Genomic DNA, 17,706 nt, shown 5'->3' with positions numbered 1-17,706 from the left:
GGGGGCCGGGTGGGGTGAGTCCCGGCAGTCTTCGGGTGCCGGACGGGGCGAGGGCCGACGGGTGCCGGTGGGGGGCCTGGCGGTTTCGGGTGTCGGGTGGGGCCCGACGGTGCGGGTGCCGGGGATGGGGCCTGGCGGTTCCCGGGTTGCCGGTGGGGTGGGGCCTGATGGTTCTACGTGGCGGGCGGGGACGGGGCCTGATGGTGGCGGATGCCGGTGTGATGAAGCCTGGCCGGTTCGGGTGCCGGACGGGAGCGAGGGCCGACGGGTGCTCGGATGGGGGTGAGGCACGGCGGTTCCCGGAGCCGGTGGGGTGGGGTCTGGTGGTTCTGCGTGGCGGGGACGGGGCCTGGCTGGCGGATGCCGGTGTGGTGAAGCCTGGCGGTTTCGGGTGCGGGACGGGGCGAGGCCCGACGGGTGCCCGGGTGGGGGTGAGGCACGGCGGTTCTCGGGGCCGGTGGGGTGGGGCCTGGCGGTTGTGGGCGCTGGGCGGCGGTGCAGCCTGACTTTTTGCGCGCCGGGGGCCCGACGATTCGCGTGACGGGTGAGGGTGCGGCCCGGTGGTTCCGGATGTCGGGCGTGAGTGAGGCCGGCCGGTTGGGGGTGCCGGGCGGGGGCGAGGCCTCGCGGACCTGCGTGCAAAGCGGGGGCGAGGCTCGGTGTCTCGGGTGCCGGGCCGGTGCCCGGGTCACGGCAGCGAAAAGGGGGCGGCTCCGTCGGCGGGGGGGGCCGTCCCCTCCACATGCCGGCAGCCGGGTGCCGCCCCGCCCGTCGTTGGGCTCGTCGGGTCGTGGGTACCCGCTGACCATGAGCAACCCCTTCCCGCCCCACGCCCTGCACGACTACGCGCTGCTGGCCGACGGTGAGCGCGGGGCGCTCATCGGGCCCGACGGGGCCATCGGGTGGCTGTGCGCGCCCACCTGGCACGACGAGGCGATCTTCGCCGGTCTGGTCGGCGGACGGGGCGCGTACGCCGTCACTCCCGCCGGACGGTACGTGTTCGGCGGCTACTACGAAGAGGGCACGCTCATCTGGCGCAGCCGCTGGGTCACCGACGACGGGATCGTCGAGTGCCGCGAGGCGCTGGCGTTCCCCGGCGACCCCGACCGGCTCGTCCTGCTGCGGCAGTTGCGCGCGGTGGACGGTCCCGCCCGGGTCTCCGTCGTTCTCGACCCGCACGCCGGATACGGCGCGACACCGGTCGACCCGGGCTCGGTGCGCCGTACCGACGACGGGGTGTGGGAGCTGCGCACCGGCCGGTACCGACTGCGCTGGCAGGGGGCACCGCGGGCCGTCGCGGGGGAGCGCGGACTCACCGTGGAGATCGAGCTGAAGCCCGGCGAGCGGCACGACCTGGTCCTGGAATGCGCGGTCTCGCCGCTGCCGGCCGAGCCACCGGAGCCGGCGCGGACCTGGACCGCCACCGAGGCCGCCTGGCACGAGACGGTCCCCGCGCTCGACAACACCGTCGCCCCCCGGGACGCACGCCGGGCGTACGCCGTCCTGCGCGGTCTCACCACACGAGGCGGGGGCATGGTCGCCGCGGCCACGACAAGCCTGCCCGAGCGCGCGGAAGAGGGCCGGAACTACGACTACCGGTACGTGTGGATCCGCGACCAGAGCTACGCCGGACAGGCCGCCGCCGCGGTCGGTGCCCACGACCTGCTCGACTCCGCCGTCGGTTTCGTCACCGCGCGCCTGCACGCCGACGGCTCGCGCCTGGTGCCGGCCTACACCGTGCACGGCGACCCGGTGCCCGCTCAGCGCGACCTCGACCTGCCCGGTTACCCCGGCGGCTTCGACCGCATCGGCAACCAGGTGCACCAGCAGTTCCAGCTCGACTGCTTCGGCGAGGCGCTCCTGCTGCTCGCGGCCGCCGAACGGCACGGTCGCCTGGACGAGGGCCACTGGAAGGCCGTGGAGATCGCCGTGCGGGCCGTCTCCGAACGGTGGCGCGAGCCCGACGCCGGGATCTGGGAACTGAACGACCGGCACTGGACCCACAGCCGGCTCATCTGCGTCGCGGGCCTACGGGCCGTAGCGGCGGCGGCGCCCCGCCACCCGCTCGCCGACACCTGCACCCGCCTGGCCGACACCCTGCTGCACGCCGCCGAGCGGAGCTGCCTGCACCCCGACGGACACTGGCAGCGCACCCCCGACGACCCGTCCGTGGACGCCGCCCTGCTGCTGCCCGGCGTACGCGGGGCGCTGCCCGCCGACGATCCGCGCACCCGGGCCACCCTCGCCGCGTGCCGCCGGGAACTGGCCGACGACCACTTCCTGTACCGCTTCCGCCACGACGACCGCCCCCTGGAGGAGGCCGAGGGCGCCTTCCTGCTGTGCGGGTTCGTCATGGCGCTGGCCGAACACCAGCAGGGCCGGACGGTCGAGGCGTACCGCTGGTTCGAACGCAACCGGGGCGCCTGCGGGGCCTCGGGGCTGTACGCCGAGGAGTTCGACATCGCCCAGCGTCAGCTCCGCGGCAACCTCCCGCAGGCGTTCGTCCACGCACTGCTGCTGGAGGCGGCCGCCCGGCTCGGTGAGTGACCGGACGCCCGCCTCCAGCGGTTGCTGAGCTGTTGTCGTCGGTTGTGGCAAGGCTTGTGCGACGAGGTCCGCGGCACGCCGTGGACCTCAGCCGCCTCCCGGGCCGCCGCTGCCGAACGAACCACTGCTGCCCTCGTCCCAGCGGGGACGCTCGCCGCCCGAGGCCGTCCGGCTCGGGCTGTTGCCGTGGTTGGGCAGTTCGTGCGGGGTCAGCCGGGTGTCGCTCCGGGGCACCTCGTCGGGCTCCCGGTGCTCCCTCACCTCGCGGACCGGCCCGCCCTCGGGCAGCCTCGGCTGTTCCTCGGGAGTCGGCGGACGGGACTCGCGGCGCCTGACGCGGGAGCCCAGGAAGAAGGCACCGATCAGCACCGCCACGACCACCACACCCGCCGCGATCACTCCGGCCGCGAGGCCGCCCCGGCCCGCGGCCAGGTCCATCCATTCGCTGTTCAGGGCTTCGTTCATGTCACGCGAGTACCCCGGGACCTGCGAGCGAACCGACCTGCCCCGCAGTCCCGCAAACCCCCGGGAACTCCGGGTTTGGCGGCCCCGCCCCCGGCTACCCGCCCTCCGTGACGACTTCGACTTCTCAACAGGAGCTCTTCCGGTTCCTGGAGGACCGCTTCGCGTGTGCCCAGGCGTGCACCGAGTGCGCGCGTGCCTGTGCGCTGCGCGCGAGCCTGGTCGACCCGGACGGGACCGAGGAACAGGAACTGCTGCGGCGCAAGGGCATCATGTGCGCCGAGGTGTGCGACGCGACCTGCCGGGTGCTGTCCGAGGAGAACCACCTCGACGAGGCCGGCATCCGGGTCCAACTGGAATGGTGCAGGTCGGTCTGTCTGGAGTGCGCGCAGGTCATGGACCAGCACGCCGGTGCCCAGGACGCGGCCAAGGCGTGCCGCGAGTGCGCCCAGGCGTGCACGGACTTCATGGCGACCCTGATCTGAGGGAGCCCGCCCGCGCGGGAGAGACCTCCTCCCGGCCGTTCCCAATTACTGGAACACGTTCTACCGTGTGCGCCGTCAGGACCTGCCTGGGAGCCTGGAGGCGCCGTGCATCTCGACCACACGCCCGAGCAGCAGCGGTTGCGCACCGAACTGCGTACCTATTTCGCCGACCTGGTCCCCGACAACGCGCACGCCCGGTTCACCGACCGCGACGCTCAGAAACGCTTCTACCGTGACACCATCCGCCGCCTCGGCACCGACGGCTGGCTCGGCGTCGGCTGGCCCAAGGAGTACGGCGGCCGCGGCCTGACCGCGATGGAACAGTTCATCTTCTTCGACGAGGCCGCGCAGGCCGGCGTACCGCTGCCTCTGATGGCCCTGAACACCGTCGGGCCGACGATCATGCAGTACGGCACCGAGGAGCAGAAGTCCTGGTTCCTGCCGCGCATCCTCTCCGGTGAGATCGACTTCGCGATCGGCTACAGCGAGCCCGGCGCCGGTACCGACCTCGCCTCCCTGAAGACGCGTGCCGTACGGGACGGCGACGAGTACGTCGTCAACGGCCACAAGATCTGGACCACCAACGGCGACACCGCCGACTGGGTGTGGCTCGCCGTGCGCACCGATCCCGACGCCCCGCCCCACAAGGGCATCACCATGCTCCTGATGCCGACCACCGACCCCGGCTACTCCTGCACCGTCATCAACACCCTCGCCTCGCACGACACCACGGCCAGTTACTACGAGAACGTCCGCGTCCCCCTCTCGCACCGGGTCGGCGAGGAGAACCAGGGCTGGCGGCTGATCACCAACCAGCTCAACCACGAGCGCGTCACCCTCGCCGCCCACGGCACCATGGCCATCCGCGCCCTGCGCGACGTCCAGCGCTGGGCCGTGGAGACCAAGCTGGCCGACGGCCGCCGGGTGATCGACCTGCCGTGGGTGCGCGGCCGCCTCGCCCGGACCCACACCCGGCTCGACGCCCTCAAACTCCTCAACTGGCGCATGGTGAACGCCGTCCAGGACGGCACCCTCACCCCGCAGGACGCCTCCGCGGTCAAGGTCTACGGCTCCGAGGCCCGCCGGGACGCCTACGCGTGGCTCATGGAGGTCGTCGCGGCGGCCGGCGCGCTGAAGGAGGGCTCGGTGGGCGACGTCCTGCACGGCGAACTGGAACGCGGCTACCGCTCCGCGGTCATCTTCACCTTCGGCGGCGGGAACAACGAGATCCAGCGGGAGATCATCTCGTGGATCGGCCTGGGTATGCCGCGGGTACGGCGTTAGCCTTCCGGCATGACGGGTGATCCGGGGTTGTTCGGTCCATCGTCCGTGACCTGGCAGATGCACGGCGACCCGATGATGTGGGTCGCCGGCATCCGCGCGCTCTACCTCCAGGCCCTGCACCCGCGCGCGGTGCGCGGCGTCATGCAGAACTCCGACTTCCGGCGCGACGCCTGGGGCCGGCTGATGCGCACCGCGAGCTTCGTGGGCACCACGACCTACGGCACCGCCGAGGCCGCAGAGAAGGCCGGCGCGCGCGTCCGGAAGATCCACGCCATGCTCGGCGCGACCGACCCCGACACCGGCGAACGCTACGGCGTCGACGAAGCCGAACTCCTGCTGTGGGTGCACTGCGCCGAGATCGACTCCTACCTCCAGGTCGCCCGCCGCTCCGGCTTCCGCCTCACCGACCAGCAGGCCGACCGTTACCTGGCCGAACACCGGGTCAGCGCCCGCCTGGTGGGCCTGGACCCTGATGCCGTACCGGCGAACCAGGCGGAGCTGGCCGCCTACTTCGAGAAGGTGCTGCCCGAACTCGCCGCTACGCCGGAGGCCCGCGCGGTGGACGACTTCCTGCTCCGCCCGCCGACGCACCCCCTCCTCGTCCCGGCGCGTGAGGTGCTCTGGCGGCGCGTGGCGCAGTTGGCGTACGCCGCCCTGCCGCCGTACGCCCACGAGCTCTACGGCAGGAAAGCCCCCGAACCCGGCACCGTCACCCGCCGGTTGCGCGCCACCGGCACCCTGCTGCGCTGCGTTCCCGCACGTCTGCGCTGGCAACTCCCGCCCAAACACATCCTGCGGGCCATGGCGCGGCTCGGCCCGGGCGCCCGTCCCGCCCCGTACAAACTCGGACGATAGCTCGCCATACTGGACAGGCCAGGGGAAGCGGGGCGAGTTCGACGGGGGCGGTCGCAGAAGATGGGGGACAGCAGGCTCATCCAGGGGCGGTACCGACTGCTCGACCTGATCGGGCGCGGCGGCATGGGCGAGGTGTGGCGGGCCCGTGACGAGTCGCTGGGGCGCCATGTCGCCGTGAAGTGCCTCAAGCCGCTGGGCGGGCAGCACGACCAGACCTTCACCCGGGTCCTGCGGGAGCGGTTCCGCCGGGAGGCCCGGGTGGCCGCCGCGCTCAGCCACCGCGGGGTGACCGTCGTGCACGACTTCGGCGAGTCCGACGGGGTCCTCTACCTGGTGATGGAGCTGCTGGAGGGGCGCAACCTCAGCCAGCTCCTGGAGGACAACAAACAGCACCCCCTGCCCGTGTCCGACGTCATCGACATCGCCGACCAGGTCGCCGCCGCCCTCGCCTACACCCACCAGCAGGGCATCGTGCACCGGGACCTGAAGCCCGCGAACATCGTCCGCCTCACCGACGGCACCGTGAAGATCTGCGACTTCGGCATCGCCCGGCTCGGCCACGACGTCGACTTCACCTCCCGGCTGACCGGCACCGGCATCGCGATGGGCACCCCGCACTACATGTCCCCGGAGCAGATAGGGGGTTCCGAGGTCGACCAGCGCAGCGACCTGTACTCCCTCGGGTGCGTGCTGTACGAGATCGCCACCGGGGCACCGCCGTTCGACCTGGAGGACGCCTGGGCGATCCTCGTCGGGCACCGCGACACCCCGCCGCGGCCGCCGCGCAGCCACCGCGCCGAACTCCCCGAGTACCTCGACCGGGTCATCCTCGACCTGCTGGCCAAGGAGCCCGGACACCGCCCGCCCGACGCCCGCGAGCTGGGCCGCCGCATCACCCTGGGCCGCTCCGCACCGGCGTACGTGCCCACCGTGGTGACCCCGCGGCCCGACCTCCGGCCGCCGCAGCCGGAGCGGGCCCGCGAGACCCGGCTGCCGTCCTGGACCCGTGGCATGACCACCGGCCACAAGGCCACCGGCGCAGGACTCGTCACCACGCCCCCGGACGCCGGGGCGGCCCTCACCGGCGAGTGGATCGCCCGCCCCGCCACCGGCCGCGTCGAGGAACCGGTGCCCGAGGGGCCGCCCGTGCCCTCCGCGCAGGCCCTCACGGCCCTCGCCGGCCGGCACAACGCGGGGCTCAGCCTCGGGCGCCTGGGCCGCTGGGCCGAGGCCGGCGAGGTGCACCGCGCGGTCGCCGCCGAACGCGAGCACCTGCTGGGCCCCGACCATCCCGACACCCTCGCCAGCCGCTACGAGGTCGCCTTCACCCTCAGCCGCACCGGCCGGGCCGCCGACGCCCTGCGCGAGTACAAGCACGTGGCCGCGACCAGGACCCGCACCCTGGGCGCCGACCACCCCGACACCCTCGCGGCCCGCCAGGAGATGGCGTACGTCCTCGGCCAGTTGGGCCGGCACTTCGACGCCCACCAGGTCTACAACGCGGTCCTCGCCGCCCGCGAGCGCGAGATGGGCCCGGACCACCCCGACACCCTGCGCTGCCGCCACAACCTCGCCTTCAACCTCTCCCGGCTCGGCCGCCTGGAGGACTCGTACCGCATGGCCTGCGAGGTGGCCGCCGCCCGCGCCCGGGTGCTGGGCCCCCACCACCCCGACACCCTCGTCACCCGCTACGAGGTCGCCTACGCGCTCGGCCAGTTGGGCCGCTGGGCGGAAGCCCTGCACACCTACCACGAGGTCGCCGAGGCCCGCGCCCAGGCCCTCGGCCCCGACCACCCCGACACCCTCGCCGCCCGCTACGAGGTCGGCATCAGCCTCGGCCGCCTGGGCCGCAGCACGGACGCGCTCCGTCTCTACCGCGAGCTGATCGAGGACCGCACCCGCGTCCACGGCCCCGCCCACCCCGAGACCCTGCGCGCCCGCCACGGCCTCGGCGTCAACCTCGGCCGCCTCGGCCACTGGGAGGAAGCCCTCGCCGAGTCCCGGGACGTGTGCGCGATCCGCGCGCGCGTCCTCGGCCCCGACCACCCGGACACCCTGGTCAGCCGCCGCGAGGTGGCCGTGGGGCTCGGCTGGCTCGGCCGCTGGACGGACGCCCTCACCGAGTACCGCACGGTGGCCGGCTCCCGCGAACGCGTCCTCGGCGCCGACCACCCCGACACCCTGGCCAGCCGCAACGACGAGGCCCACTGCCTGGAGCAGCTCGGCCGGGGCGCGGAGGCGGTCGCGCTGTACCGCAGGGTCGCGGTACTGCGGCAGCAGCGGGCCTCCGGACCGCAGTGACCCGGGGGCGGGGCCTTGGGTCGACTGCCGCCCACCTCTGGCCGACCTAGATCATCACGTGTTACGAAGAACCATGCCTGCACACGAGGGACACCACCGCCGCTACGACGCCGTCATCGTCGGCGGGGGCCACAACGGACTGGTCGCCGCCGCCTACCTGGCCCGGGCCGGACGGTCCGTCCTGGTTCTCGAGCGGCTCGGGAACACCGGGGGAGCCGCGGTGTCCACGCGGCCGTTCGCCGGGGTGGACGCCCGGCTGTCGCGCTACTCGTACCTGGTCAGCCTGCTGCCCAGGAAGATCGTCCGCGAGCTCGGTCTGGACTTCCGGGTCCGGACCCGCAACGTCTCGTCGTACACCCCCGTCGAACGCGACGGCAGGGCGACCGGGCTGCTCGTCGGCGGGGGTGAGCGCCGTACCCGGGAGGCCTTCGCCCGGCTCACCGGCGGCGAACACGAGTACCGGGCCTGGCAGCGGTTCTACGACATGACGGGCCGCGTCGCGCAGAAGGTCTTCCCCACCCTCACCGAACCGCTGCCCACCCGGGACGAACTGCGGCTGCGGGTGGACGACGAGGAGGCGTGGCGGGTCCTGTTCGAGGAGCCGATCGGAGTGGCGGTGGAGGACCGCTTCGCCGACGACCTGGTCCGGGGCGTGGTCCTGACCGACGCGCTCATCGGCACCTTCACCGACGCCCACGACCCCTCCCTCAAGCAGAACCGCTGCTTCCTCTACCACGTGATCGGCGGCGGGACCGGTGCCTGGGACGTACCCGTCGGCGGCATGGGTGCCCTCACCGACGCCCTGGCCGGCGCGGCACGCCAGGCCGGCGCGGTCCTCGCCACCGGACACGAGGCCGTGGGGATCTCCACGGACGGCACCTGGGCGCAGGTCACGTACCGGGCCGACGGGACGGAGGGCACCGTCGAGGCCCGGCACGTCCTGGTCAACGCCTCCCCGCAGGCCCTCGCCGAGCTCACCGGCGACCGCCCGCCGGCCCCCGCCGAGGGCGCCCAGCTCAAGGTCAACATGCTGCTCAAGCGGTTGCCGCGGCTCCGGGACGGCGAGGTCGACCCGCGCGAGGCGTTCTCCGGCACCTTCCACATCGCCGAGGGCTACCAGGAGCTGGCCACCGCCCACGCCCAGGCCGCCGCGGGCCGGCTCCCCGCCGCGCCGCCCTCGGAGATCTACTGCCACTCCCTCACCGACCCGACGATCCTCGGCCCGGACCTCGTCGAGCGGGGCTACCAGACCCTCACCCTGTTCGGACTGCACACCCCGGCCCGGCTCTTCGACCGGGACAACGACGGCGTGCGCGAGGAGCTCCTCAAGTCGACCCTCGCCCAGCTCGACGCCCACCTCGCCGAGCCGCTGGCCGACTGCCTGGCCACGGACGCGGACGGCCGGCCCTGCATCGAGGCGAAGACCCCGCTCGACCTGGAGCGGGACCTGCGGCTGCCCGGCGGCAACATCTTCCACCGCGACCTGTCCTGGCCGTACGCCGCGGAGGGCACCGGCCGCTGGGGCGTGGAGACCCGGCACGCCAACGTGCTGCTGTGCGGGGCGGGCGCGGTGCGCGGCGGCGGGGTGAGCGGGGTGCCGGGGCACAACGCGGCGATGGCCGTCCTGGAGGAACTCGGCGCCTGACGCGGAGCCGGTCCGCGCCCGCCCTCAGACCCGGCTGCCGCCGTCGACACGGAGCACCACGCCGGTGACGTACGAGACCCGGTCCCGGCTGAGCCGCCGGACGGGCCGGGTCCGTACCGGGTCCGAGCGGACCTGAATCTGACGGAGCATCAGAAAAGCTCTTCCGTCATCCGGGGGTCTGCGGCATCCTGCGGCCATGCAGACGGAGCTGAGCAAGACACTGGGAGTCGAGCACGCCGTCTTCGGCTTCACGCCGTTCCCCGCCGTCGCCGCGGCCATCAGCCGGGCCGGTGGCTTCGGAGTGCTCGGCGCGGTCCGCTACACGGCCCCCGACGAACTCAAACGCGACCTCGACTGGATCGAGGCCCACGTCGACGGCAAGCCCTACGGCCTGGACGTCGTCATGCCCGCCAGGAAGGTCGAAGGGGTCACCGAGGCGGACGTCGAGGCGATGATCCCCGAGGGGCACCGGCAGTTCGTCAAGGACACCCTCGCCCGGTACGGGGTGCCCGAACTCGCCGAGGGCGAGGCGTCCGGGTGGCGCATCACGGGCTGGATGGAGCAGGTCGCCCGCAACCAGCTCGACGTCGCCTTCGACTACCCGATCCGGCTGCTGGCCAACGCCCTGGGCTCCCCGCCCGCCGACGTGGTGGCCCGGGCGCACGAACGCGACGTCCTGGTCGCCGCCCTCGCGGGCAGCGCCCGGCACGCCGTCAAGCACAAGGAGGCCGGCATCGACATCGTGGTCGCGCAGGGCTACGAGGCCGGTGGCCACACCGGGGACATCGCCTCCATGGTCCTCACGCCCGAGGTCGTCGACGCCGTGCACCCGCTGCCCGTGCTGTCGGCGGGCGGCATCGGCAGCGGCCGGCAGGTGGCGGCCGCACTGGCACTCGGCGCCCAGGGGGTGTGGCTGGGCTCCCTGTGGCTGACCACCACGGAGGCCGAGCTCCCGTCACCCAAGCTGATCGCGAAGCTGCTCGCGGCCGGCTCCGGGGACACCGTCCGCTCCCGCGCGCTGACCGGGAAACCCGCGCGCCAGCTCCGTACCGAGTGGACCGACGCCTGGGACTCCGCCGACGGGCCCGGCACCCTGCCCATGCCCCTCCAGGGGCTGCTGGTCGCCGACGCCGTCTCCCGCATCCAGAAGTACGAGGTGGAACCCCTCCTCGGCACACCCGTCGGCCAGATCGTCGGCCGGATGACCAGCGAACGCAGCGTCCAGGCCGTCTTCGACGACCTCACCCACGGCTTCGAGGAAGCCGTCGACCGCGTCAACCGCATCGCCGGAAGGAGCGGCCAGTGACGAGCACACCTCCCGCGGGCTTCTGGACCCAGGCCGCGCAGGACCCCTCGCGCACGGTCCTCATCGCCCCCGACGGCGAGCCGTGGACCGCCGGTCGCCTGCACGGGGCCGCCAACCGGCTCGTGCACGGCCTGCGCGCGGCCGGACTGGAGCGCGGGGACGCCTTCGCGGTCGTCCTGCCGAACGGCGCGGAGTTCTTCACCGCGCACCTCGCCGCCGGCCAGGCCGGGTTCTACCTGGTCCCGATCAACCACCACTTCGTCGCCCCGGAGATCGCCTGGATCGTCGCCGACTCCGGCGCCAAGGTGCTGGTCGCGCACGAGAGGTTCGGGGAGGCCGTCCGGCGGGCGGCCGACGAGGCGGGCCTCCCGGCGAGCCACCGGTACGCCGTCGGCGAGGTCGAGGGCTTCCGGCCGTACCCCGAACTCCTCGCCGGGCAACCGGAGTCGCCGCCCGCGGACCGTGAGCTCGGCTGGGTCATGAACTACACCTCCGGTACGACGGGCCGCCCGCGCGGCATCCGCCGGCCCCTGCCCGGAAAGCTGCCGGAGGAGGCGTACCTGGGCGGCTTCCTCGGCATCTTCGGCATCCGGCCCTTCGACGACAACGTCCACCTCGTCTGCTCGCCGCTCTACCACACCGCCGTCCTGCAGTTCGCGGCCGCGGCCCTGCACATCGGCCACCCGCTGGTCCTGATGGACAGGTGGACGCCGGAGGAGATGCTGCGGCTGATCGACGCGCACAGGTGCACCCACACCCACATGGTCCCGACCCAGTTCCACCGTCTGCTGGCGCTGCCCGAGGACGTGAGGGCCCGCTACGACGTCTCGTCGATGCGGCACGCCATCCACGGCGCCGCCCCCTGCCCCGACCATGTGAAGCGGGCGATGCTCGACTGGTGGGGGCCCTGCGTGGAGGAGTACTACGCGGCCAGCGAGGGCGGCGGAGCCTTCGCCACCGCCGAGGACTGGCTGAAGAAGCCGGGCACGGTCGGGAAGGCGTGGCCGATCAGCGAGCTGGCGGTCTTCGACGACGACGGCAACCGGCTGCCGCCCGGCGAACTCGGCACCGTGTACCTGAAGATGAACACCGGCGGCTTCACCTACCACAAGGACGAGGCCAAGACGCGGAAGAACCGCATCGGCGACTTCTTCACCGTCGGCGACCTCGGCTACCTCGACGAGGACGGCTACCTCTTCCTCCGCGACCGCAAGATCGACATGATCATCTCGGGCGGGGTGAACATCTACCCCGCCGAGATCGAGTCCGTGCTGCTCCAGCACCCGGCCGTCGCCGACGCCGCCGCCTTCGGCATCCCGCACGACGACTGGGGCGAGGAGGTCAAGGCCGTGGTGGAACCGGCCCCGGGCCACACACCCGGGCCGGACCTGGCCGCCGACGTCCTCGCCCACTGCGCCGAACGGCTCGCGGGCTACAAACGCCCGAAGAGCGTCGACTTCATCACCGAGATGCCCCGCGATCCCAACGGCAAGCTGTACAAGCGACGCCTGCGGGACCCGTACTGGGAGGGGCGCTCACGGCCGGTGTGAGCCCGCCCGGCTTCAGGAACGCACCCGCACGATCCGCAGCGCGGGCGAGGTCAGGATGTCCTTCTCGCAGAACCGGGACGCCACCCACCGCTCCGCCGAGAACAGCCGGGTCTGGTCGCTGAAGTGCGGCGAGTTCGGGTCCGAGGACTGGGAGTACGTCAGCAGGGTCCGGGCCACCGGGCAGCGGCCGCCGTCCCAGCCCACCGCCTGGATGTAACTGGACCCGGTCGTCACCTCCGTGTATCCGCCGCCAGCCGGGTTCCACACCGGCTCGACCTTGTTCCACACCCCGAGCGACTCGGTGCCCCCCGGCACGGCGATGCGCTGTCCGTTGCGTACGACGAACTGGTGCTCGCCGAGCCGGGAGTCCAGCGCGATGCCCGCCGCCCGCAGTTCGGTGACGGTGTCCGCGAGGGCCGCCGTGAAGGCGGGCGCACCGGTGTCGAGCGTGTTCGGTGTGCCCACCGGGTCGGCCGCGGAGAACGGCACCTTCCACAACTGGGCCGTCGGCAGCCGCCGCCAGAGCCGGTCGAAGAACAGCGCGCCCCGGCTGCCGGTGTCCGCGGTGCGGTCCCAGGCCGCGAGCACCCCACAGGCCTCGCGGACGTCGACCGCCTTGCCGTCGCTGCCCGTCGCCGTGCCGCCGGGCAGGGCCGCGCACGCCTTCGCCGCGTCGGCCGCCACCAGGTCACCGGCGGGCACCCGGTTGGCGAACTGCTGCGCCTGGAGGTCCCGTACGGTCAGCTTCCCCCGCGCGGCCATCGCGGCCACGTCCTGGACGGCACCCCGCGTGCGCATCGAGCGCTGGGTGCCCACGGTGCCGAAGACCCGCTCGTAACCCGTCAGCGGCCGCTCGGCGTTGGCCAGCCAGGCGCTGTCGTTGGAGTTCTCCGCGTACGGCGCGTCCTTCAGGACCGGCATCCTCGCGGGCCCGAAGATCCCCGGCTGGACGGCGTCCGGATCACTGCCCGGAGCGCAGTCGCCGCGCGAGCCGTCGAGGATCGCGACTCCCGAGGCCGGGTAGGTGACCTTGCCCAGGGGGGTGGAGCAGCGCTGCGCCAGTTCGTCGGTGATCCGGGGGAGCACCTGGGACTGGGTGAACAGCGTGTGGCCCCGCGAGTCGGCCGCGACGGTGTTGACCCACGGCAGCCCCTGGGTGCGCTTCAGCGCGTTCAGCACATCGCCCGTGCCGCGGGCCCTGCTGAAGCCCAGCGCGGTGTCGGAGGCACGCAGGTTGCCGGCGTTGGGGTCGTTCAGGGCGTACGCCGTCGTGGTCGTCCAGGGCAGCGGCAGCGCGGCCCCGAGCGAGGTGACGACGGGGCCGTACCGCGTCCACCACTGGGTCCTGGTCACCGGTGCGCCGCCCTGGACGGCGACGGTCACCTCGCGCCGGGTCATCCGCTGCGGCCTGCCGTCGACGAGGTACGTGGTCGGGTCGGCCGGGTCCAGGGTGAGCTGGTGCAGGTTGAGGGTGACGCCGGTGGCCACCGTGTGGCTCCAGGCCACCTGGGCGTTGTGGCCGATGGAGATCGTCGCCGAGCCGAGCAGCGAGCCGCCCGCGATGTTCAGTTCGCCGGGGATGGTCTGCTGCGACTGCCAGAAGCGGCGGCCGCCCTGCCAGGGGTAGTGCGGGTTGCCGAGGAGGAGCCCGCGGCCGTTCGCCGTCGTGGCCCCGCTGAACGCGACGGCGTTGGAGCCCATGTCGGCCGAGTCGGCGGCGAACAGGTCCCGGGCCGCGCGAGCGGTGTCCCGGGCGTCGGGCGCGCCGGCCGCCGCGACGCCGGCCGCGGGCGGCGTCGCGGCGGTGATGCCGTCCACGGCCCGGCCCTGACCGCCCAGGACGGCGAGCGCGTAGTTGCGCGCGGCCACGTCCCGGACCGACACGGGACGGACCCAGTCGGCGCCCCGGCACGCCGGGTCGGTGATCCGGTTCTTCTTCAGCCAGGCGTTGTAGCCCGCCGCGAAGCCCTTCATCAGGTTCTTCACGTCACGGCTCGGACCTCGCGGCGCGGGCGTGGCCAGCAGCCTCTCCACCGTCCCCGCCTCCCGCACGCCGCGGAAGTACAGGTCGCTGGAGAGGTTCTTCGTGGCCGAGGAGAGCGCGGCGTCGGAAGCCGAGTCGGCCCCGAAGTAGCGCGAACGCTCGCCGCGCACGGTCACGAACCCGTCGGCGAGGGTGCACACCTGGTCGGCGGCCTGCGCCCACCCGGTGCCGAAGCCGAGGTCCGTGTAGTTCCGCGCGAGGATGTGCGGGATGCCGTACTCGGTGTAGCGGATGGTGGCGGACAGACCGCCGTGCGAGGGATGTTCCTGTTTCTGCCGGTCCTGCGCGGCTGCGGACGGCAGCGTGCCGACGGCGGCGAACAGGACCACGGCCGCGACGACGGCGCGTCTGGGGCGGGTGCGCATCGTGCCTCCCAACGTCAGTGAGGGAAGGAGCGGTTGAGCGTACCAACCGGTAGGTTGTCCCGTATGACGCCTGGACACGGCAGTACGGTTGACGGGGTGCTGCGGCGCAGCGCCCGGCGCACCCCGGCACGCGTCGCGGTCGAGTACGGCGAGCGCTCCTGGACGTACGAGGACCTCGACGACGCCGTCTCCCGCGCGGCGCGCCTGCTCCTCGACCAGGGCCTCGACCGGGGCGACCGGGTCGGCGCCTACGGCCACAACTCGGACGCGTACCTGATCGCCTTCCTCGCCTGCGCCCGCGCGGGGCTGGTCCATGTGCCGGTCAACCAGAACCTCACCGGCGACGACCTCGCGTACCTCGTCGGCCAGTCCGGCAGCACCCTCGTCCTCGCCGACCCCGCACTCGCGGGGCGCCTCCCCGAGGGCGTCCGCACGCTGCCGCTGCGCGACTCCGAGAACTCCCTGCTGGCCCGGCTGGAGGCCGTGCCGCCGTACGACGGCCCCGAGGCGCGCAGCGAGGACCTGGTCCAACTGCTGTACACCTCGGGGACGACGGCCCTGCCGAAGGGCGCGATGATGACCCACCGCGCCCTGGTGCACGAGTACCTGAGCGCGATCACCGCCTGCGACCTGAGCGCGGGCGACCGCCCGGTGCACTCGCTGCCGCTGTACCACTCCGCGCAGATGCACGTCTTCCTGCTGCCCTATCTCGCGGTCGGCGCGACGAACGTCATCCTCGACGCACCCGACGGGGACCGCCTCTTCGACCTGGTCGAACAGGGCCGTGCGGACAGCCTGTTCGCGCCGCCCACCGTGTGGATCGCACTGGCCAACCGCCCCGACTTCGCCACCCGCGACCTCAGCGGGCTGCGCAAGGCGTACTACGGCGCCTCGATCATGCCCGTGCCGGTCCTGGAGCGACTGCGCGAACGGCTGCCGAAGCTCGCCTTCTACAACTGCTTCGGACAGAGCGAGATCGGCCCGCTGGCCACCGTCCTCGCGCCCGACGAGCACAAGGGACGGATGGACTCCTGCGGCCGGACCGTCCTGTTCGTGGACGCGCGGGTCGTGGACGAGGACGGCAAGGACGTGCCGGACGGCACGCCCGGCGAGATCGTCTACCGGTCACCGCAGTTGTGCGAGGGCTACTGGGACAAGCCCGAGGAGACCGAAGCGGCCTTCCGGGACGGCTGGTTCCACTCCGGTGACCTCGCGGTGCGGGACGCGCACGGCTACTTCACGATCGTCGACCGGGTGAAGGACGTCATCAACTCCGGTGGCGTCCTGGTCGCCTCACGCCAGGTCGAGGACGCCCTGTACACCCACGAGGGCGTCGCCGAGGTCGCCGTCATCGCGCTGCCCGACGAGCGGTGGATCGAGGCCGTCACCGCGGTCGTCGTCCCGCGCGGCGAGGTCACCGAGGCCGAACTCCTCGACCACGTACGGGAGAAGCTCGCCCACTTCAAGGCGCCCAAGCGGGTCCTGTTCGTGGACGAGCTGCCCCGAAACGCCAGCGGGAAGATCCTCAAGCGGGAGCTGCGGGACCGGTTCTCGTCGTGACGGGCTAGCGGGAGCGCAGGTCGACGATCCGGCGGATCTTGCCCACGGACCGCTCCAGGGACTCCGGTTCGACGATCTCGACGCCGACCGACACCCCGATGCCGTCCTTCACGGCCGCCGCGATGGAGCGGGCGGCCGCGTCCCTGGTCTCGGGGGTGGCGTCCGGCCGGGCCTCGGCCCGCACCGTCAGGGCGTCGAGGCGGCCCTCGCGGGTGAGCCGGAGCTGGAAGTGGGGCGCGACGCCCGGGGTGCGCAGGACGATCTCCTCGACCTGGGTGGGGAAGAGGTTCACCCCGCGCAGGATCACCATGTCGTCGCTGCGGCCGGTGACCTTCTCCATCCGCCGGAACACCCGCGCCGTGCCCGGCAGCAGCCGGGTCAGGTCCCGGGTCCGGTAGCGGATGACGGGCATGGCCTCCTTGGTGAGCGAGGTGAACACCAGCTCGCCCCGCTCGCCGTCGGGCAGGACCTCCCCGGTGATCGGGTCGACGACCTCGGGGTAGAAGTGGTCCTCCCACACATGGAGCCCGTCCTTGGTCTCCACGCACTCCTGCGCCACGCCCGGGCCGATCACCTCCGACAGCCCGTAGATGTCCACGGCGTCGATCGCGAACCGCTCCTCGATCTCCCGGCGCATCTCCTCGGTCCAGGGCTCGGCCCCGAAGACACCCACCCGCAGCGAGGTGCTCCGCGGGTCGACGCCCTGCCGCTCGAACTCGTCGAGCAGCGTGAGCATGTACGACGGGGTCACCATGATGATCGCGGGTTCCAGGTCCTGGATGAGCCGCACCTGGCGTGCCGTCATGCCGCCGGACGCGGGGACGACCGTACAGCCGAGCCGCTCCGCGCCGTAGTGCGCGCCGAGTCCGCCCGTGAACAGCCCGTATCCGTAGGCCACATGGACGACGTCCCCGGGCCGGGCGCCGGCCGCGCGCAGGGAACGCGCCACCATGTCGGCCCACAGGGAGAGGTCGTTCTCGGTGTAGCCCACGACCGTGGGGCGCCCGGTGGTGCCGCTGGAGGCATGGATGCGGCGCACATGGTCCCGGGGCACGGCGAACATCCCGTACGGATAGTTCTCGCGCAGGTCGGCCTTGGTGGTGAACGGGAACCTCGCCAGGTCCTCCAGGGACCGGCAGTCGTCCGGCCGGACCCCCGCCTTGTCGAAGGACTCCCGGTAGAAGGGCACGTGCTCGTACGCGTGCCGCAGCGACGCCCGCAACCGCTCGAGCTGCAACGCCCGCAACGCCCCGGCGTCCAGCCGTTCCCCCGAGTCCAGCAGCTCCGCATCCGCCATCGGAA

Annotated in this window: 13 protein-coding genes; 9 read left to right on the top strand and 4 right to left on the bottom strand. The window is 73.0% G+C overall.

Translation table 11 applies throughout. The features are described from left to right. The first annotated feature begins 807 nt into the window (after nucleotides 1–807). Nucleotides 808–2,547: a glycoside hydrolase family 15 protein gene (locus ACZ66S_RS27730; RefSeq protein ID WP_469904249.1), complete on the top strand. Its 1,740-nt coding sequence runs from the start codon at nucleotides 808–810 to the stop codon at nucleotides 2,545–2,547. A gap of 87 nt (nucleotides 2,548–2,634) precedes the next feature. Here ACZ66S_RS27730 and ACZ66S_RS27725 read toward each other — a convergent pair whose 3' ends face one another. Further along, on the bottom strand, nucleotides 2,635–3,012 hold the full coding sequence (locus ACZ66S_RS27725; RefSeq protein WP_469904248.1) for a DUF6479 family protein: 378 nt from the start codon (nucleotides 3,010–3,012) through the stop codon (nucleotides 2,635–2,637). A 107-nt stretch (nucleotides 3,013–3,119) separates the two neighbouring features. Between ACZ66S_RS27725 and ACZ66S_RS27720 the strand changes: the two genes are divergently transcribed. From ACZ66S_RS27720 to ACZ66S_RS27700, 5 genes are all read left to right on the top strand, one after another. Further along, nucleotides 3,120–3,494 carry a four-helix bundle copper-binding protein gene (locus ACZ66S_RS27720; RefSeq protein ID WP_469904247.1) on the top strand — a complete coding sequence of 125 codons (375 nt, stop codon included), beginning with the start codon at nucleotides 3,120–3,122 and terminating at the stop codon, nucleotides 3,492–3,494. Nucleotides 3,495–3,599: 105 nt separating this feature from the next. After that, nucleotides 3,600–4,778 (top strand): acyl-CoA dehydrogenase family protein, encoded by a 1,179-nt coding sequence (locus ACZ66S_RS27715; RefSeq protein WP_469904246.1) that lies wholly within the window; start codon nucleotides 3,600–3,602, stop codon nucleotides 4,776–4,778. A gap of 9 nt (nucleotides 4,779–4,787) precedes the next feature. Then, nucleotides 4,788–5,633, top strand: coding sequence for an oxygenase MpaB family protein (locus tag ACZ66S_RS27710; RefSeq protein ID WP_469904245.1), 846 nt, complete (start codon nucleotides 4,788–4,790; stop codon nucleotides 5,631–5,633). 60 nt (nucleotides 5,634–5,693) lie between these two features. After that, a complete protein-coding gene (locus tag ACZ66S_RS27705) occupies nucleotides 5,694–7,934 on the top strand; it encodes a serine/threonine-protein kinase (protein ID WP_469904244.1) in 2,241 nt (746 codons plus the stop codon). A gap of 73 nt (nucleotides 7,935–8,007) precedes the next feature. After that, nucleotides 8,008–9,579, top strand: a complete 1,572-nt coding sequence (locus ACZ66S_RS27700; RefSeq protein ID WP_469904243.1) for a phytoene desaturase family protein — start codon at nucleotides 8,008–8,010, stop codon at nucleotides 9,577–9,579. Nucleotides 9,580–9,603: 24 nt separating this feature from the next. Here ACZ66S_RS27700 and ACZ66S_RS27695 read toward each other — a convergent pair whose 3' ends face one another. After that, nucleotides 9,604–9,729 carry a hypothetical protein gene (locus tag ACZ66S_RS27695; protein WP_469904242.1) on the bottom strand — a complete coding sequence of 42 codons (126 nt, stop codon included), beginning with the start codon at nucleotides 9,727–9,729 and terminating at the stop codon, nucleotides 9,604–9,606. Between the two features lie 46 nt (nucleotides 9,730–9,775). On the opposite strand from ACZ66S_RS27695, the gene ACZ66S_RS27690 reads away from it, so the two are divergent. Both ACZ66S_RS27690 and ACZ66S_RS27685 read left to right on the top strand, forming a co-directional pair. Then, a complete protein-coding gene (locus ACZ66S_RS27690; protein WP_469904241.1) occupies nucleotides 9,776–10,885 on the top strand; it encodes a nitronate monooxygenase in 1,110 nt (369 codons plus the stop codon). Further along, complete coding sequence (locus ACZ66S_RS27685; RefSeq protein ID WP_469904240.1) at nucleotides 10,882–12,435, top strand: acyl-CoA synthetase; 1,554 nt, start codon at nucleotides 10,882–10,884, stop codon at nucleotides 12,433–12,435. Before ACZ66S_RS27690 ends, ACZ66S_RS27685 begins: the two co-directional genes overlap by 4 nt. 12 nt (nucleotides 12,436–12,447) lie before the next feature. Here ACZ66S_RS27685 and ACZ66S_RS27680 read toward each other — a convergent pair whose 3' ends face one another. Then, nucleotides 12,448–14,844, bottom strand: coding sequence for a penicillin acylase family protein (locus ACZ66S_RS27680; protein ID WP_469904239.1), 2,397 nt, complete (start codon nucleotides 14,842–14,844; stop codon nucleotides 12,448–12,450). Between the two features lie 63 nt (nucleotides 14,845–14,907). On the opposite strand from ACZ66S_RS27680, the gene ACZ66S_RS27675 reads away from it, so the two are divergent. Further along, complete coding sequence (locus ACZ66S_RS27675; protein WP_469904238.1) at nucleotides 14,908–16,404, top strand: acyl-CoA synthetase; 1,497 nt, start codon at nucleotides 14,908–14,910, stop codon at nucleotides 16,402–16,404. A gap of 4 nt (nucleotides 16,405–16,408) precedes the next feature. On the opposite strand, the gene paaK is transcribed toward ACZ66S_RS27675, so the two are convergent. Then, a complete protein-coding gene (paaK, locus tag ACZ66S_RS27670) occupies nucleotides 16,409–17,701 on the bottom strand; it encodes a phenylacetate--CoA ligase PaaK (protein WP_469904237.1) in 1,293 nt (430 codons plus the stop codon). Nucleotides 17,702–17,706: the final 5 nt, after the last annotated feature.

It is taken from the genome of Streptomyces sp. NPDC107471 (assembly GCF_055582845.1).
The sequence above is the reverse complement of the archived record's forward strand: the minus strand, read 5'-3'. Positions and strand labels throughout refer to the sequence as shown.

Bases quoted from the DNA above. Each gene is read 5' to 3' on its own strand.
- ACZ66S_RS27705 (WP_469904244.1), top strand. From the start codon at position 5,694: ATGGGGGACAGCAGGCTCATCCAGGGGCGGTACCGACTGCTCGACCTG.
- paaK (WP_469904237.1), bottom strand. From the start codon at position 17,701: ATGGCGGATGCGGAGCTGCTGGACTCGGGGGAACGGCTGGACGCCGGG.
- ACZ66S_RS27680 (WP_469904239.1), bottom strand. From the start codon at position 14,844: ATGCGCACCCGCCCCAGACGCGCCGTCGTCGCGGCCGTGGTCCTGTTC.
- ACZ66S_RS27695 (WP_469904242.1), bottom strand. From the start codon at position 9,729: ATGCTCCGTCAGATTCAGGTCCGCTCGGACCCGGTACGGACCCGGCCC.
- ACZ66S_RS27730 (WP_469904249.1), top strand. From the start codon at position 808: ATGAGCAACCCCTTCCCGCCCCACGCCCTGCACGACTACGCGCTGCTG.
- ACZ66S_RS27690 (WP_469904241.1), top strand. From the start codon at position 9,776: ATGCAGACGGAGCTGAGCAAGACACTGGGAGTCGAGCACGCCGTCTTC.
- ACZ66S_RS27725 (WP_469904248.1), bottom strand. From the start codon at position 3,012: ATGAACGAAGCCCTGAACAGCGAATGGATGGACCTGGCCGCGGGCCGG.
- ACZ66S_RS27710 (WP_469904245.1), top strand. From the start codon at position 4,788: ATGACGGGTGATCCGGGGTTGTTCGGTCCATCGTCCGTGACCTGGCAG.
- ACZ66S_RS27700 (WP_469904243.1), top strand. From the start codon at position 8,008: ATGCCTGCACACGAGGGACACCACCGCCGCTACGACGCCGTCATCGTC.
- ACZ66S_RS27675 (WP_469904238.1), top strand. From the start codon at position 14,908: ATGACGCCTGGACACGGCAGTACGGTTGACGGGGTGCTGCGGCGCAGC.